Here is a 235-nt window from a genome sequence, read left to right as displayed (position 1 = left end):
CGCTTTGGGTGCTGACAATAAGACAAGTGATAACAGTGATACAGGTGTGACCACGGCAGCTTTATTAATATGCTGCATGATTTTAACGCCAATATTATCGACCATCGCACTGGCTTTTTCATCGAGCGGAGTATCGGTACGGTCGGAAGGTAAGCTGTCAGCAGACACATCAAACTTTGTCATAAACTCAGTGAGATGTAGTGGCGTACCAAAGCTTAAGTGTACGTTACCGAAG

Annotated in this window: 1 protein-coding gene; it reads right to left on the bottom strand. The window is 44.7% G+C overall.

Annotated elements, in window-relative coordinates; genetic code table 11:
* Positions 1-235 (bottom strand): hypothetical protein (locus tag AAEY83_RS18570; RefSeq protein WP_351061652.1); only part of this gene is annotated, 235 nt, incomplete at both ends.

It is taken from the genome of Psychrobacter sp. TB20-MNA-CIBAN-0197 (assembly GCF_040309765.1).
GTDB lineage: Bacteria > Pseudomonadota > Gammaproteobacteria > Pseudomonadales > Moraxellaceae > Psychrobacter > Psychrobacter submarinus.
This window is presented reverse-complemented; position numbering and strand designations above follow the sequence as displayed.